Origin of the sequence: Pedobacter jeongneungensis (assembly GCF_039538295.1) — a bacterium.
In the GTDB taxonomy this organism is placed as follows: domain Bacteria; phylum Bacteroidota; class Bacteroidia; order Sphingobacteriales; family Sphingobacteriaceae; genus Pedobacter; species Pedobacter jeongneungensis.
Map to the genome: position 1 here is coordinate 545,038 of NZ_BAABBY010000001.1, position 16,024 is coordinate 561,061.

At 39.4% G+C, this 16,024-nt stretch carries 18 protein-coding genes; 10 read left to right on the forward strand and 8 right to left on the reverse strand.

What is annotated here, in order from left to right; genetic code table 11:
* The first annotated feature begins 22 nt into the window (after positions 1-22).
* The gene (locus tag ABD769_RS02385) at positions 23-712 is read left to right on the forward strand and encodes an NUDIX hydrolase (RefSeq protein WP_051584721.1); all 690 of its coding nucleotides are present in this window, start codon (positions 23-25) and stop codon (positions 710-712) included.
* 264 nt (positions 713-976) lie between these two features.
* On the opposite strand, the gene ABD769_RS02390 is transcribed toward ABD769_RS02385, so the two are convergent.
* Entirely contained in the window at positions 977-1,837 is an 861-nt protein-coding gene (locus tag ABD769_RS02390; protein WP_344849084.1) for an N-acetylglucosamine kinase, read from the reverse strand.
* A gap of 220 nt (positions 1,838-2,057) precedes the next feature.
* Here ABD769_RS02390 and ABD769_RS02395 point away from each other — a divergent pair, with 220 nt between their 5' ends.
* From ABD769_RS02395 to ABD769_RS02415, 5 genes are all read left to right on the forward strand, one after another.
* Positions 2,058-3,083: a threonine aldolase family protein gene (locus ABD769_RS02395; RefSeq protein ID WP_344849085.1), complete on the forward strand. Its 1,026-nt coding sequence runs from the start codon at positions 2,058-2,060 to the stop codon at positions 3,081-3,083.
* A 63-nt stretch (positions 3,084-3,146) separates the two neighbouring features.
* Positions 3,147-4,658 (forward strand): acetyl-CoA carboxylase biotin carboxylase subunit, encoded by a 1,512-nt coding sequence (gene accC / locus ABD769_RS02400; protein ID WP_344849086.1) that lies wholly within the window; start codon positions 3,147-3,149, stop codon positions 4,656-4,658.
* 227 nt (positions 4,659-4,885) lie between these two features.
* On the forward strand, positions 4,886-5,470 hold the full coding sequence (locus ABD769_RS02405) for a riboflavin synthase (protein ID WP_113948082.1): 585 nt from the start codon (positions 4,886-4,888) through the stop codon (positions 5,468-5,470).
* Between the two features lie 168 nt (positions 5,471-5,638).
* The gene (locus tag ABD769_RS02410; protein ID WP_344849090.1) at positions 5,639-8,287 is read left to right on the forward strand and encodes a family 78 glycoside hydrolase catalytic domain; all 2,649 of its coding nucleotides are present in this window, start codon (positions 5,639-5,641) and stop codon (positions 8,285-8,287) included.
* Between the two features lie 157 nt (positions 8,288-8,444).
* Positions 8,445-8,906, forward strand: a complete 462-nt coding sequence (locus ABD769_RS02415; protein ID WP_344849092.1) for a DUF4268 domain-containing protein — start codon at positions 8,445-8,447, stop codon at positions 8,904-8,906.
* Here the strand turns inward: ABD769_RS02415 and ABD769_RS02420 are convergent.
* Complete coding sequence (locus tag ABD769_RS02420) at positions 8,903-10,057, reverse strand: tetratricopeptide repeat protein (protein WP_344849093.1); 1,155 nt, start codon at positions 10,055-10,057, stop codon at positions 8,903-8,905. The two genes, ABD769_RS02415 and ABD769_RS02420, sit on opposite strands and share 4 nt — an antisense overlap.
* Before the next feature lie 132 nt (positions 10,058-10,189).
* On the opposite strand from ABD769_RS02420, the gene ABD769_RS02425 reads away from it, so the two are divergent.
* The 4 genes from ABD769_RS02425 to ABD769_RS02440 all read left to right on the forward strand — a co-directional run bounded on the left by ABD769_RS02425 (position 10,190) and on the right by ABD769_RS02440 (position 12,323).
* On the forward strand, positions 10,190-10,486 hold the full coding sequence (locus ABD769_RS02425) for a hypothetical protein (RefSeq protein WP_344849094.1): 297 nt from the start codon (positions 10,190-10,192) through the stop codon (positions 10,484-10,486).
* An 11-nt stretch (positions 10,487-10,497) separates the two neighbouring features.
* A complete protein-coding gene (locus tag ABD769_RS02430; RefSeq protein ID WP_344849095.1) occupies positions 10,498-11,088 on the forward strand; it encodes a porin family protein in 591 nt (196 codons plus the stop codon).
* A gap of 171 nt (positions 11,089-11,259) precedes the next feature.
* Complete coding sequence (locus tag ABD769_RS02435) at positions 11,260-11,679, forward strand: organic hydroperoxide resistance protein (RefSeq protein ID WP_344849096.1); 420 nt, start codon at positions 11,260-11,262, stop codon at positions 11,677-11,679.
* A 209-nt stretch (positions 11,680-11,888) separates the two neighbouring features.
* Entirely contained in the window at positions 11,889-12,323 is a 435-nt protein-coding gene (locus ABD769_RS02440) for a MarR family winged helix-turn-helix transcriptional regulator (protein ID WP_344849097.1), read from the forward strand.
* Between the two features lie 35 nt (positions 12,324-12,358).
* On the opposite strand, the gene ABD769_RS02445 is transcribed toward ABD769_RS02440, so the two are convergent.
* The 6 genes from ABD769_RS02445 to ABD769_RS02470 all read right to left on the reverse strand — a co-directional run bounded on the left by ABD769_RS02445 (position 12,359) and on the right by ABD769_RS02470 (position 15,974).
* Complete coding sequence (locus ABD769_RS02445) at positions 12,359-13,282, reverse strand: YihY/virulence factor BrkB family protein (RefSeq protein ID WP_344849099.1); 924 nt, start codon at positions 13,280-13,282, stop codon at positions 12,359-12,361.
* A gap of 74 nt (positions 13,283-13,356) precedes the next feature.
* Positions 13,357-13,755 carry an META domain-containing protein gene (locus ABD769_RS02450; RefSeq protein WP_344849101.1) on the reverse strand — a complete coding sequence of 133 codons (399 nt, stop codon included), beginning with the start codon at positions 13,753-13,755 and terminating at the stop codon, positions 13,357-13,359.
* Positions 13,756-13,836: 81 nt separating this feature from the next.
* Positions 13,837-14,049 carry an alkylphosphonate utilization protein gene (locus ABD769_RS02455; RefSeq protein ID WP_025144571.1) on the reverse strand — a complete coding sequence of 71 codons (213 nt, stop codon included), beginning with the start codon at positions 14,047-14,049 and terminating at the stop codon, positions 13,837-13,839.
* 43 nt (positions 14,050-14,092) lie between these two features.
* A complete protein-coding gene (locus ABD769_RS02460; RefSeq protein ID WP_344849105.1) occupies positions 14,093-14,617 on the reverse strand; it encodes a GNAT family N-acetyltransferase in 525 nt (174 codons plus the stop codon).
* 224 nt (positions 14,618-14,841) lie between these two features.
* The gene (locus ABD769_RS02465; protein WP_344849107.1) at positions 14,842-15,384 is read right to left on the reverse strand and encodes a DUF4199 domain-containing protein; all 543 of its coding nucleotides are present in this window, start codon (positions 15,382-15,384) and stop codon (positions 14,842-14,844) included.
* A gap of 116 nt (positions 15,385-15,500) precedes the next feature.
* Entirely contained in the window at positions 15,501-15,974 is a 474-nt protein-coding gene (locus ABD769_RS02470; RefSeq protein WP_344849108.1) for a response regulator transcription factor, read from the reverse strand.
* Between the last annotated feature and the right edge of the window lie 50 nt (positions 15,975-16,024).

Sequence of the window (16,024 nt, forward strand, 5' to 3'; positions counted from 1 at the left end):
CTTAAAATAACTAAATTTTACTTTGGAACAAATTTTACCTCATTTAGATTCTGTATTCTCGATAGATTGCGTTTTGTTTGGATTTGATGGTAAGGAACTCAAAATCTTACTCATTGAAAGGAATGAAGAACCGTTTAAAGATTGGTGGGCATTGCCCGGTAACATTGTTGGTCCTGATGAAAGTTTAGATCAGTCAGCCTCACGGATTTTGTACGAACTTACCGGTTTGCGCGGTATTTTTATGGAGCAGTATTATGCTTTCGGCGATCCGCACAGGCACCCACAGGGTAGGGTAATTACGCTGGCGTATTATGCGCTGATCCGTTTGGGCGGTGATAAAGAACTGCGCCCGATCAGTACCTATGCCAAACGTGCCAACTGGTTGCCGATTACCGATTTACCTAAACTGGCTTTCGACCACCAGAAAATTTACGACAAAGGTTTAGAAAAAATAAAACGCCGGATTAAACACCAGCCGATTGCTTTTGAGCTCCTTCCAGAGAAATTTACCTTAACTCAGTTACAGCATGTTTATGAACTGGTTTTGGGTAAAAAATTAGATAAACGTAACTTTAGAAAGAAGATTGTAAGTTTCGGAGTATTAAAAGAACTCGACGAAAAACAAAAAGGAGTATCATATCGGGCGGCTACTTTGTACCGTTTCGATAAGCGTAAATACGCGAAACTTTTTGGTAAGGAGATTTCGTTTTAGCGGAGGGCGGGAAGCGAACAGCGTTTGGCGTTTAGCGTGGATTCAACTTCTAAACCACAGCCGTCACCCTGAATTTATTTCAGGGTCTTCCTTGAGGGAAAACATACCTATTAACTGACATTATTAAAAAGAAAAACCCGGTTTGAAATTCAAACCGGGTTTTTTTATGTTGTTCTACTCGACTTTGGACTAAGACTCCAGACTTACGACTAAAGAATAAGATTCAGAACGGGAAACTCCAAACTGAAAACTCCCAACTCCAAACTAAACTTTAGGCGCTAACTCTAAGTGATAATGCACCAAATCATCTATAGGTGAGCGGATAATTTTACCCACGCCCATTTCGTAACGGTCGGCTACAATACTTAAAATATCGCGGAAACTATAACCTACAGAACCCACACAGTTTAATTTGTGGTCTTTGTAGTTAGGGTAGTGGATTACCAAAGCTTCGAAAAAGGCAGTAAAAGCATAATCGATGGTTGCAAAAGCGTAATCCTCGTAGTTATCTTTAAAATCGTATAAAAATTTACTAAAGCTTGCGCAGAAACGGTTTGGCAATGGCTTGTTGTAAATGTTATCAAAAATATCTTCGTTGGTTAAAGCATAGTTATCGTAAAAAGCTTCACGTAAACCTTTTGGCATATAACCTTTCATGTAATCGCTCAAAATACGTTTACCGATGTACGAACCACTTCCTTCATCACCCAGGAAATAACCTAAAGAATCGATGTTCATGGTAATTTCAGTGCCATCATATAAACATGAGTTTGTACCTGTACCTAAGATAGCAGCAAATCCCGGCTCGTTTCCAAGAAGTGCCCTCGAAGAGGCAAGTAAATCATGACCTACAAAAATGGTTGCATTGGTAAAAATCTGTTGCATGGCATCAGCCACAATTTTTACATTTGCCGGCGTAGAACAACCTGCACCGTAGTAATAAACTGCTGTTAATTTTTCTCTTTCCAAGTGGTCTGGAAGAGTCTCATTCAAAGACTTTACAATGTACTCTCCTTTGGAAAAATATGGATTGTAACCTTCGGTGTTAAAGTAAATTTTTCTGCCGGCCTCGTTAATCAAGCACCAATTTGTTTTGGTAGATCCGCCGTCTGCAATTACTATCATTTTATTTATTTTTGGTTTTAGCACGATAAAAGTATAAAAACTCTTATATTTTGTATCCTTTTTTTTAATAATTTTTTAACAATTTGTTGTTGTCGAAAATTAAGTGTGTAAAAAATACACTATATAGAGCGTTTAATCGACGAAAAACCTTAAAATTATACCAGAAAAGGCATTGGTCTTTTTTTTTAATATCAAGAATATTTTACAATCCGATAGCGAAATGAATAACAGATTTTTAGATTTCAGGAGTGACACCGTAACCAAACCAACAGCCGGAATGCTGGACGCGATGATGACTGCAAAAGTGGGTGATGATGTTTTTGGCGAAGATGAAACGGTACATGCACTGGAAACAAAACTGGCCTCTACTTTTAACATGGAAGCCGGATTATTTTGTCCCTCGGGAACGATGACCAACCAGATTGCGATCAAATGTTTTACGCAACCAATGGACGAGGTGATTTGCGATCAGACTGCGCATGTTTACCGGTACGAAATCGGTGGCATTGCCTTCCATTCGGCAGCATCGGTAAGGTTGTTGCATGGCGAACGTGGCATTTTGACCCCGGAGTTAATCGAACCAGAAATTAATGAAGACAATATCCACTATCCGAACTCCAGTTTGGTAGTTTTAGAAAATACAGTGAATAAAGGTGGAGGTAGTTGTTACACTTTATCGCAAATTGCCCCCATCCATCACTTGTGTAATATAAAAGGATTAAAACTGCATTTAGATGGTGCGCGTATTTTTAATGCACTTACCGCAACCGGCGATCAGGCCAGCGAGTATGGCAAATATTTTGATGGGATTTCGGTATGTTTATCAAAAGGCCTGGGTGCGCCCGTTGGCTCAGTGCTTTTAGGTACGAAACAGATGATCCACAAGGCACGTAAAATCAGGAAAGCTTTTGGTGGTGGCATGCGCCAGGCCGGGTTTTTAGCTGCTGCAGGTATTTACGCGCTCGACAACCATGTAGATCGCTTAAAGGAAGACCATGCGCATGCACAGGTATTGGCCAATGCTTTAGCTACTGCAAATTATGTAAAATCGGTTATGCCGGTTGAAACCAATATTGTTATTTTCGAAGTAGAAAAGGGATCAGCAGAGAAAATTGTAAACCAACTAAAAGAAAAAGGGTTACATTGCAATACCACCAGTGCGAGCACCATCCGTTTGGTTACACATCTGGATTTAAGCCCTGAAATGATCGGTGAGGCAATTGAAATAATATTACATTTGTCTTAGACAGAGTCCTAAGTCGTGAGTCTTTAGTCCTGAGTTGATATATCTGATAAAATTCTAACCAAAATGCCCGAAAACTCCAAAGCCATAACCCCAATCTCCAAACTCCTAATCGCTAACCGCGGCGAAATTGCTCTACGTATCATGCGTTCGGCAAAGGAAATGGGAATCAAAACCGTAGCCGTTTTTTCTGAAGCCGATCGCAATGCCTTGCATGTGCGTTATGCCGATGAAGCCATTTTTATCGGTCCGGCGCCTTCCAATCAAAGTTACCTGGTAGGAGAGAAAATTATTGAAGCCTGCAAATTAACAGGAGCCGAAGCCATTCACCCCGGTTATGGATTTTTGTCAGAAAATGCTGGTTTTGCACAATTGGTTGCCGATGCAGGTTTGATTTTAGTGGGACCTTCTCCGCAGGCGATGGAAACGATGGGGAACAAATTATCGGCTAAGGCAGCGGCATTAAAATACAATATCCCGATGGTGCCGGGAACGGAAGAAGCCATACAAGATGTAAATGAAGCCAAACAGCGTGCCATTGAAGTTGGTTTCCCGATTTTAATCAAAGCCGCTGCAGGTGGTGGTGGCAAGGGGATGCGGATAGTAGAAAAGGCAGATGATTTTGAAGAGCAGATGCAGCTTGCTGTAAGCGAGGCCACCTCGGCATTTGGCGATGGTGCTGTTTTTATTGAACGTTATGTTACCTCACCAAGGCATATCGAAATACAGGTTTTAGGCGATACCCATGGAAACATCGTTCACCTTTTTGAACGCGAATGTTCTGTACAGCGCCGCCACCAAAAAGTAATAGAAGAAGCGCCTTCATCGGTTTTAACGGAAGAAATCAGGCAGCAGATGGGCAAATGTGCCGTAGATGTAGCCCGTTCGGTGAATTATACCGGAGCAGGTACCGTAGAGTTCATCCTCGATGAAAACCTCGATTTCTTTTTCCTCGAAATGAATACCCGCTTGCAGGTAGAACACCCGGTGAGTGAACTGATTACTGGTATCGACCTGGTTAAAGAACAGATTAAAATTGCCTCCGGCGAAAAATTGAGCTTTAGTCAGGAAGATTTAAAAATCAGCGGACATGCCATCGAGCTCAGGGTGTATGCCGAAGATCCGGCCAATAATTTCCTGCCTGATATCGGTACTTTACAAACTTATAATACTCCTAAAGGTAATGGCGTAAGGGTTGATGATGGTTTTGAGCAAGGCATGGAAATCCCGATTTATTATGATCCGATGATTGCTAAACTGATTACTTATGGTAAAGACAGGGAAGAAGCCATTGAACGGATGATAAGGGCAATTGAAGAATATGATATTACGGGGATAGAAACTACATTGGCATTTGGTAAATTTGTCATGCAGCACGAAGCCTTTAAAAGCGGTAATTTTGATACCCATTTTGTAGGAAAATATTTTAAACCCGAAAGTTTAAAAGTGCAGGATGAAACAGAAGCGCTTATTGCCGCCGTAATTGCCGCTAAACTTTTCCAAAAAAAGGAGGTGAAGTTGGGTGATAACACAGTAAAAAGTACTTCGGATTGGAGAAAGAATAGGTTGAAATATTAGAAATACTAAAATAAATTTGTCGTCATTGCAAGAAGGCTTTTCAGCCGACGAAGCAATCTTTCTTGCAAGAATCGCTAGCAGGAAAGATTGCTTCGTCGTACCTCCTCGCAATGACGGCTCGCTTTACTGAATTGTCATTCTGAGCGTAGTCGAAGAATCTCCGTTCCGCTTCGCTCCAATCGAGATGACGACATGCGTGAGAATGACAACCTACAAATACAAAAAAAATGTTCACAGGAATAATAGAAACACTTGGCGAAGTTACCGCCATCAAAAACGATCATACCAATATCCATTTTACCATTTCATCGGCCATTAGCCATGAGTTGAAAATAGACCAAAGCGTGGCCCATAACGGGGTTTGCTTAACTGTGGTGGCTTTAAACGATGGAACACATACGGTTACTGCAATTGATGAAACCCTTAACAAAACCAATCTGGGAGGTTTAAAAGTGGGCAGTAAAATTAACCTGGAGCGCTGCATGCAGATGAACGCCCGTTTAGATGGCCATATTGTACAGGGCCATGTAGACCAGACTGCAGTTTGTGTAAAACGTGAAGAACTGGATGGCAGCTGGGAATACCGCTTTAAGTACGATGCTTCTGCCGGAAATGTAACGGTTGAAAAAGGCTCGGCCTGTGTAAATGGCATCAGCTTAACGGTTGTAAATTCCGAGGCAGACGAGTTTTCGGTATTCATCATCCCATATACCTTTGAGCACACCAATCTTCAGGAGGTTGAAGTTGGCGATACCGTGAATTTAGAATTCGATATTATTGGCAAATACGTAGCCCGGTTAATGAATAGATAATTTTATTTTCTCTCGTATTTTTAATTTTAAAAGGCTTATTTATAGCTTTTTGTGTGTTAATTATCGTTTGTGTAACGCTTAATTTTTCATGACAGTGCAGGATGGTTGGATAAATTATATTGCTGAATATAGTAGTGTTAAGACTAAAAAATTTAACGCTAACCATATATGAACAGAATCTCCCGCATGTTAAGCGCAATGTTTACCATTGCTTTGCTATTTTTATTTACCACAAATGTTTCAGCTCAGAAAATCTCCTTAAAAGATTTAACCGTTGAGCATTTAGTAAATCCTTTTAGTATTGATAACCCTAAGCCAAGGTTTAGCTGGAAAATCGTTTCAACAGCAAAAAACACTAAACAGAACAATTATGAGATCAGGCTCGGTACCTCGCCGAAAATTGATAAGGTGTTGTGGAAAACTGCGGTAAGTAATGATCAGTCGGTTTTAGTTACTTACGATGGACTCCCATTATCATCAAAAACGAAATATTACTGGCAGGTTAGGGTAACAGATAACCATGGAAATACTTCTGCTTGGTCGCCGGTGCAATATTTCCAAACGGGTTTAAAACCTGAAGACTGGAAAGCAAAATGGATTGCTGTAGAAGGTAAAGATACTTCGCTTGCCAGTCCGTTGTTTAGAAAAGAGTTTAATCTGAAGAAAAACGTCCGCTCGGCAATGGTGTATATTACCGCAAAAGGTTTATACGAAGCCAGCATTAATGGCGGACGTGTGGGCAATGCTTATTTCGCACCAGGCTGGACGAGCTATAAAAACCACATTCAATACCAGGTTTACGAACTGAAAAATACCTTGAAAAAAGGTGCCAATGCAATTGGTGTTTCACTGGGCGATGGCTGGTATAAAGGACGGATCGGTTTCGGCTCACAAAAAGAATTTTATGGCAATACCAGGGCTTTATTGCTGCAACTGGAAGTAGAATATACCGACGGGAGTAAAGAAATTATTGTATCTGATAACAGCTGGAAAACCAGTTATGGCGCAATAAGATCATCAAATATCTACGATGGCGATACTTATGACGCAAGGTTGGAACAAAACGGTTGGAACAACCTTAACTTTAAAGAAAATGCCAGCTGGAAAGCGGTGCAGGAACTGGCCAACGGACCAGAAAAACTGGTAGGAATGAGCGGGCCACAAGTAACTAAACACGAAGAATTTAAAGCCTTAAAAATATTTAAAACACCGCTGGGTGAAACCGTAGTCGATTTCGGCCAGAACCTGGTAGGCTGGGTGATGTTGAAGGCAAAAGGCCCGGCTGGTACAAAAATTACCATTAGCCATGCCGAGGTACTAACCAAAGAATGGAATTTTTACACCACCAACCTCCGTACGGCCAAACAGCAGAACAATTATATATTAAAAGGCGAAACAGAGCAGCTATTCGAACCACATTTTTCTTTTCAGGGTTTCCGGTATGTTAAAATAGAGGGTTATCCTGGCGAACTTAAACTGGAAAACCTGACCGCTGTGGCTGTTTATTCGGATATGAAAACAAGCGGGAAATTCAGCACTTCGAATCCTTTATTAAACCAATTGCAACACAATATTTCATGGGGACAAAAAGGGAATTTTGTTGATGTGCCTACAGATTGTCCGCAGCGGGATGAACGCTTAGGCTGGACAGGTGATGCACAGGCATTTGCCTCAACAGCTGCTTATAATATGGATGTTGCAGGCTTTTTTACCAAATGGTTAAAAGATGTTTCAGCCGATCAGCTTCCCGGCGGCAGTGTACCTTTTGTGGTACCCAATGTGCTCAACCAAAACGATGCAGGTTCTGCGGGCTGGGCTGATGTAGCCACCATTATTCCATGGGATATGTACGTGATATATGCGGATAAAGGCCTGCTGGAAACGCAGTATGGCAGCATGAAAAAGTGGGTGGATTATATTTCTTCGAAGTCTAAAAATAATCTTTGGAATACAGGTTTCCATTTTGGCGACTGGTTATTTTACCGTCCGAATGATGATAATGATGGCCGTGCCGCAGTGACTGATAAATATATGATTGCACAAACATTTTATGCGCACTCTACTCAATTGCTTTTAAATGCGGCAAAAGTATTGGGCAAAACTGAAGATGTGGCCAAGTACAGCGATCTTTTGGAAAAAATAAAAGAAGCGTACATTAAAGAAAACATGACACCAAGTGGTAAACTAATTTCAAACACACAAACCGCTTATGTGCTGGCTTTACAATTTGATATGTTACCCGAAAATTTACGTGCACAGGCTGCACAAAGATTGGTGGATAATGTCCGCGATTATGGAAACCACCTGACCACAGGCTTTTTAGGTACCCCATACCTTTGCCATGTATTAAGCCGTTTCGGGCATGAAGATGTAGCTTACGATCTGTTGATGCAGGAAAGTTATCCTTCATGGCTTTACCCGGTAAAAATGGGGGCCACTACCATTTGGGAGCGTTGGGATGGCATTAAACAGGATGGATCTTTCCAAACGGCCGATATGAACTCTTTTAACCATTATGCTTATGGAGCTATCGGCGATTGGATGTATAAAAACATTGCCGGCATTAATCCTGTGGCAGCACAACCGGGTTATAAAGCCATTTTAATTGCACCAAGGCCGGGCGGAAAACTAACCAGTGCCTCGGCAGAACTGGAAACCGTTTACGGCACTGTTAAATCATCATGGACCATTGCCGGCGGTATATTTAAGCTTGATGTAACTGTTCCGGCTAATGCTATTGCCACTGTAATTTTGCCAAAAACAAATAAAAAGGAAGAAATAGGCTCCGGCAGCTATCATTTTGAATATAAATATTAATCGCTAATATTGCAGCGTTGTAAAAAGGTACGAAACATCGTCATTTCGAGCGAAGTGCAACGGAGTTGAGAAATCTGTCTTCATAGATCTCTCCATTTCGCGTTGCTCCAGTCGAGATGACGATCCTTCTATTCTTAGCCAATGCTTAAAAAAATAAATGTACAGTAAAGAAGAATCAGTAAGGTTACGGCAGCAGTTTTGGATCAGTTTCGGGCAGTATATGAAACCCGTACCTTCGGCCAGTGGTTCTACCGTAAACTGGACTAACTATAAAACAGGGGTAAAGAACATCTTTTTTAAAATGGATGTTGACGGTAAAAAAGCTTTTATCAGCATTCAGCTTTCGCATCCCGATGCCGATATCAGGCACCTCATATTTGAGCAGTTTGAAGAATTTAAGCTCATGTTTACCAATACTGTTAACGAAGAGTGGAACTGGATTAAGGACGCAACTGATGATTTTGGGAAAACGGTTTCTTTAATCACCATCAGCATTAACGGTGTAAGTATATTTAACCAGCAGCATTGGCCAGAACTGATTTCCTTTTTTAAACCGAGAATCATCGCCCTTGATGAATTTTGGGACAATGTAAAACCCGTTTTCGAAGACCTGGTTTAATCTGTCAGGTTCAGTTGCGCTATTCTGTCTTTCGTAAATTTAATTTCTTCCTTATCGTCCGTTAAACTGGGTTTGCTTTTTAAATAGAGAATATAATATTTGAGTGCATTTTTTCCTTGTTTTAGTTTAGTATCGTAAAATACAGCCATGCGGTAGTACAACGTTGGAACAACCTTAAACTGAAGTCCTTTTTTATAGGCCGCATTGGCCAGGCTCAATTGATTGTTTTCTTCATAAACCAGTCCCAGCAACGAATAATAGCTGGACGTATTGGGCGAAATGGCTTCATCAATCGTTTTTTTAGTGTATATAGCAGCCTGTTGATAATTTTTCAGCGCCCGGTAACTAAGCGAAGTATAATATAGTGTAGCTTCATTTTGCATGGCTGCCACTTCAAGCACTTTAAAAAGATCAATGGCTTTCTGGTACTTTTTGGTGTAATAATAAGCCTTGGCCACATCTTTTATTACCCCTGCATCGGCACCATCCTTTAATAATTTTTCTCCGGATGCAATTACCTCAGCATATCTTTTAAGCTGATTCGCTATAGGGAGTTTAGCCCTTTGCAGCACCAGGTTATCGCTATCGTCTTTAATGGCAATATCAAGCACATCATAAGCTTTTTCATACTGCTGATAATTTGAATGTACTTCAGCAAGATCAGCGGCAACATCGCCTTCCAATGGGTTAATTTTATGCGCTTTTAGCAGGTAAATCAGTTTTACAGAATCTTCCTTTGGGCTACTGTACATATTGGCCAGAAGCTTATATACATTAAAATTATTGCTATCTGTTTTTACGATTTCGCCATAGTATTTCCTGGCTTTCTCTGTATTGCCCCTTTTATTATTTATGCTGGCCAAACTGAAAAGAATGGGTAAGTTTTGTGGCTGTAAAATGTAAGCCCTGCCATAAAATTTTTCGGCTTCAACATTATTGCCCGCCATTAAAAAACAATAACCCATCTGGCTCAATATTTTAAAATCATCCGGTTCTTCGCCGTAAATGCTTTTCAGGTACTGGGCGGCATCGGCATAACGTTGCGATTGGTAAAAATCAAAAAGTTTCTCTTTATCTACCGCCTGATTATTTTGTGCATAAAGGCTTAAATTTAAACCCAATAATGTGATCAATAGAAACAGGTTTTTCATATCAGCTATTTTTAAACTAATTTATTAGTTGTTTTTGATATTTCCAAATCAGTTTGTTAAAAGATGGATGAAATCAAACAAAATAAATGCTAAACGGTTTATACAGAATAGTTGAACTAAAATATAAAACCTATGAACACTTTAAAGAAGTATGAATTAATGGAAAAAATTGTGCGTGAATTGGAAGATTTACAAAACTCTCAGCAAGCACTTATTCAGAAAATTGGAAAAATTGAAGTAGATAATATCGAACTGGGCGATAGCCGCCTTGAAAAAGATTTACCGGATATACATCAAAATTTAGCAGATAACTTAGATACTATCTCAGGAATTTTAGATTACTTTGCAGGAAAAACACAAACCTTTGGTGATAAAAACAATGTTGATGCTTTAAAAGAACAAGAAGCTATTAACAACGCCACCAGCTAAATTAATCGTATATGAAATTTTTATCTTTAACCGTTGCATTTTTACTGGCAGGCCTTTTTGCAAGTGCACAGGTATTGCCATCATTCCAGCTGGGCATTAAAGCTGGAGCAAATTTTTCGAAATTTGACAGTGATAACACTTTTAGCAGTGAAAACCGCGCAGGTTTTTATGGCGGCCTTTGGGCGAGGGTAGGTGCTGCAGGCGTTTACTTCCAGCCGGAACTTTATGTTTCTGGCAAGAAAGCAAATTTAGTAAGCGATGCAACAGGCGAGGTAAATAAAGTGAGGTTTACAAGTTTAGATGTGCCTCTATTGGTGGGTACTAAATTCGGTGCAGCCGGTATTGGTGTACGTTTAAACACCGGACCAATGTTTTCGCTGATTTTAGATGAAAACCAGAGTTTCAGTCAGGCGGCTGGAAGTGTATTCCGCGCCGATTTTAAAAATCAGGCTTTAGCCTGGCAGTTCGGTGCCGGACTTGACATTAAAAAGTTAAGTTTTGATGCACGTTACGAACTGGGATTATCTAAAATTAATAAAGCGGGTTATCCGGGTACCAAGCTAAACTTATTTACTATAGGCTTAGGATATAGAATTTTATAATAGAAATTAATAAAACTGAGAAGGTGTTCATTGTAAAATGGACACCTTTTTTTATGCCTTAAACTTTCAGGATATTATTTATAAAAGATAAAATTTGCTTTTATCAAATAGTTGATTACATTTGTATCGTAAACGATATAATCGCTTGCGATTTAAAATAAAATATATAACATGAAAACATTGTATGAAACAAGTGCTACTGTAACTGGTGGACGTAATGGAAAAATAACAAGTGAGAATGGCGTTTTAGAACTGGAAGTGAGAATGCCAAAAGAGTTGGGTGGCAATGGTGATGGATATACCAATCCTGAACAGCTTTTTGCTGGTGGGTATGCGGCTTGCTTTGATAGCGCATTAAACTTAATTATGCACCAGGAAAAGGTGAAGCCTGAAGCACCATCTACGGTTAAAGCTAATGTTTCTTTGCATCCGGATGGAAATGGCGGCTTCAAATTAGGGGTTTCTTTACAGGTACATATCCCGGGGATTGAGACTACACAAGCACAACAATTGGTAGAGAAAGCGCATACCATATGCCCATACTCAAATGCAACCCGTGGAAACATTGATGTTAAACTGGAAGTTATTTAATTCAAAGGCTTTAAATCGTTATTGCTAATCTAATTTTTCATTTGCATGAAGCAATCTTAATGCGTTCGCTGGTAGCGATAGTTGTAAGATTGCTTCGTACCTTGCAATGACGAATCTATATGGATTATGCTATTGATAAAGAATTCCGGCGAAAATGATTTACTTAGCTGAATAATTATTGGTTTAATATTGTTAAACAAAACCTTCTGATGGAAATAGACGAATCTTTTAAACTGGAAAATCAATTGTGTTTTCCCCTTTATGCTGCTTCGAGGTTGGTAACCAAATGTTATCAGCCTGTGCTCGATACGCTGGGCATAACCTACCCGCAATATCTGGTTTTGATGGTATTATGGGAGACTGATTCGGTGAGCCTCAGCCTGCTTTCGGAGAAATTAATGCTCCAATCGAATACCTTAACCCCTTTGCTAAAACGGATGCAGGAAACCGGACTTGTAGAGCGTGTCAGGTCTTTAAAAGATGAAAGAAGTATTGTGATATCACTTACCGGGAAGGGATTGGCACTAAAAGAAAAAGCACCGGTTTTAAGGACTCAGCTTGGCGATCACCTGGGCATAAACCTGGAAGAAATGATCCAATTGAAAACCTTGCTCGATAAACTGATTAAAAACCTGGCGGTATAATTGGCTTTTATGGCTTCCTGTTGAGGAATAATATTTTATTCTTCCTTTTCCAGTTCAACTTCAGTTAGTTCGTATGCAAATGATCCGTTTTTAGGTATAATCGGTGTCGCCCTGCCAACACTCAATGCTTTTATAAATGAAGCGCCGAAATAGAATATCAGCGAAGAATAGAATACGAAAAGCATAATTACGATAATCGATCCTGCCGATCCATAAATATTACTGATATTACTCAGCGGTAATAAAATCCTTAATATATACTTTCCTGCAGTAAACAGGCATCCGGTTAATAATCCGCCCGAAATGGCTGCCCGCCAGGTTGGTCTTCCGTTGGTTAAATACCTGAATAGGATGGTAAACCAAGTAGTTACAATCAGTACAAACACGAACTGGTTAATTACTGAGGTTAAAATTAGCCCGACTGACGGTGCCCCATCTTTTAAATAGGCCCCAATAAATGCCTGAACGCTATCAGCCAGTAATCCGATAAAAAATAATATTCCGGCCAGCAGGATAATGGTAACCGATATAGCCCTGGATTTTAAGGTGTTGATAATGCCCTTTTTATCTTTCTGTCCAATATTCCAGATCTGCTCCAAAGAGTTTTTGATTACGTTGAACAAAGTGGTGGCTACAAAAAGAAAAAATATAAAACTGAAGAGGGTAACATACCAGGCCTGATCGATACCGCGGATATTTTTTAAAGTTGTTCTGATCTGCGTGATGCTGGCATTGTCGAGAATACTGGCCAGACGTTCGAAAAGGTGTGTAGCCAATAATCTTCTATCGGTAAACATCCCGAAAAGCCTGATGAGGATAATCAGGATTGGCGGAAGGGCAAAATTGGTAAAAAAAGCAGTTGCACCGGCAAGGCGTAAAGGATCATTTTGTTGAAATAAATTAAATGCATTCTTTACGGTTGAGAAAAAGAACTTCAGATCTTTTGTTATCGATGGCATTATTCCTGCGTTAAACTCAAAAGGCCGAAAATAGTAAAAATACTTTATTCAGCCTTTTTTATGATGGTAAAGATTTAGTTCGTTTTGGTGAAAACCAGTAGCGTTTTATCACCGTTTAATAAAAAAAGTTTGTTTTCTTTTACCTTAGCTCCGTTTACCTGGTTTAAAGCATGTAGGTAAGAACGTTCTGCAGCATCAGTTTCCTGACAGAACATTCTGGTTCCGAAAACATTTTTAACCGTTATTTTATTGTCTGCAATTTCGGCCTGACCGCCATAACTGTTGCAAAAAGATTTACCGCTTACCTTTAAGCTGTCGGCAAAGTTTAAGGTTGCTTTAGCCGATGCCGGCAAAGTTAAACCTGGTAATTCTGTTAACTCCCATTTGGTATTGTTTAAGCTTGCAGGATCCAGTTTCTCTTTACAAGAGCTTAATAAAAAGAGCAGCATTCCGCAGAGGATAAATTGTTTCATAATAATAAGGTTAAATGATTTCCTTTATTACCATCAAAAACTAAACCAATAAAATATGGAGACCTTTCGGGTACTTGGTTGTTAGTTTTTCTTTTTCAGAAATTCGGTTTTTAACACCAGAACGGTTCCGTTTACTTTACCTTCAATGGCTTTAGGATCGTCGGTTAAACGGATGTTTTTAACCGCTGTACCTTGTTTAATATCGCTGGCCATCCCTTTAACTTTTAACGTTTTGATTACGGTAACCGAATCGCCTTCGTTTAAAATATTGCCGTTGCTGTCTTTAGTTTCCATGTTTTTCGATTTTTTGCGAAATTAGGATTTATAACCGGATAATTTAAGCTTGTTTTTCAATCTTCATCCAATGGTGCTGTTTACCGTGGTAATCGAAAATGGAAATCCGTTTTAAGCCGGTCTTTTCGAGTACATGGATAGAGCCGAGGTTGCTGATATCTGCTATACCGATAATTTCACTAAGCCTGAGTTCATTAAATCCGTAATCTCTTGCTGCTGCAGCAGCTTCGGTAGCATAACCTTTACCCCAAAAACGCTTGCTGAACCTATAGCCCAAATCGTAATAATTACTATGGTTGTTATTGGTTTCCTTAATTAATTTTAATCCTGCCCAGCCTGTAAAATTGCCGGTCGATTTTTCAATTACCGCCCATCTTCCAATGCCATTTTCGATATACTGGTTTCTGATAAACTCAATATCTGTTTTACTTTGTTCGATGGATTGAACTGGTTTATTGCCCAAAAAAAGGTGAACTTCAGGATCGCCATCCATTTCAAACATACCCACTGCATCTTGGGGCAACAGCTCGCGTAATATTAAACGTTCCGTTTCGGCAAAAATCTTCATATCTGGTTGTGGTTTTGTTCATCAAAATTAAAATAAATTGCGAAGAGATTAAAAAGTCCTGAGTCTTAAGTCGGAAGTCGGCAAGTCCGGGGTCCGAAGTGATGGCGTTTAGCTAGGGCATAGAAGGGATGGAAGATGTAAAACGGATGATGGAATTATATTTACAGCATCTCTGTGCCCGATGTGCCTTTTCTTTTGTAATCTCTTCGGTAGAGATCATTTAATTAAATTGTCTTTGCAACTATTGGTGTATCTGGTTTTCTTTTTAAAATCAGCGCGGCCACACATGAAATCAAAATGCCTACTGGTAAAATTTCCATGTAAGTAAATAGTATAACCATAACCGGATTTTTATACATTTCCTTACCCGAAGCCAATTCTTTTGCTTTGTTGGCAAGTTCTGTTGCTGATGCACCGCTTTCTTTAGCTTCCTTTAAGGCCTGAGCAACGTATCTGTCCATAAAATCTGGAATAAATACGTAAAAATCAATCAGCCAAACAATTACATAGATGGTGGAAGCAATTAAGCTGATTAAAAGCCCGATTTTAAGTGCTTTGCCAAAAGTGATTAATCCATCATTGTATTTATCGCGGTAATTTTTGATTCCTACAAAAATAAACGAGAAGGCTAATACCATCGAGGCATAACCGATGAGCATGCTGTGCTCCAGGCTCGGATCATTATAACACCTGCTTATAGAAAATACCATTAATACGGATACGATGATGCCGGCAATTAATCCAAATACAATTACGTTCTTTTTCATGTCTGATTTTTTATTGGTTTAAGCCACAAAATTGGTTCGATTAATCTTTTTTGCCTTCATACTTTAGGATGATTTTTCAGAAAACCTGTCTATTTAATACTAAAGTGCTAATTAAATTAAGGAATAAGGTTAAGTTTTTTTGCAGTTTCTATGGCCTGCGTTCTGCGTTTCGCCTCCAGTTTTTCAAACAGCCTTGCGTTATGCGTTTTTATCGTATTTAATGAAACAAATAGCCTGGATGCAATTTCCTGATTGCTCAATCCTTCCGACATCAATTGTAAAACTTCCAGTTCCCTTTTGCTGATGTTAAGTCTCATCAGTTCCTTTTCATTGAGAATAAAAGTTTCAGAACGTGGAGTGAAAATTTCTTTTTCAATCAGTACCGTTTTAGGTTTGGTTAATTTTAAGGCCAGCCAAATACCAAGTGCAGTAAAAATTATGGCTATTGCGCCTGCATAAATCTCGAAAGCGTGGCTCATGATCAGAAAATGGAGCTCTAACCATTTCAATAAAAATAGCAGTAAGGCCAGAAAAATGCCATATAAGATGATACTTTTATTTTTGGTTAAAAAATTTGCTGAGCCCGGCATTTGATGATGATTTAATCAAAAATAGGAATTTAGTTTGGCTAATGTAAAAG